Origin of the sequence: Hyphomonas sp. UBA3195 (genome assembly GCF_002366485.1) — a bacterium.
Lineage (GTDB): Bacteria > Pseudomonadota > Alphaproteobacteria > Caulobacterales > Hyphomonadaceae > Hyphomonas.
Genome location: NZ_DEXB01000023.1, coordinates 1 through 213 on the forward strand (window position 1 = coordinate 1; position 213 = coordinate 213).

1 protein-coding gene is annotated in these 213 nt (G+C 57.7%); it reads right to left on the reverse strand.

Features of this window, described 5'->3' with window-relative positions:
* Positions 1-213: hypothetical protein (locus B2344_RS07895; RefSeq protein WP_290484964.1), on the reverse strand; the 213-nt coding region annotated here is incomplete at both ends.

The window sequence follows — 213 nt, forward strand, 5'->3', positions numbered from 1 at the left end:
ATCTTTCCATGCCTGTTCGACCGTAGGCGGAAAATCTACTGTATCGATGGCCTGCCGGGTTAGCATATCTGCCGAGGTTTCGCTGGTCGGCTCATAGGCGGCATTGACGGCATTGGCGTAGAGACGCACCCCGCCCCCATCATGCATCTTGCGTGTATGCAGCTTGCGCCACGTCTCCGCGAAGGGTTGCATGGCCTTGGCATGCACAATCAG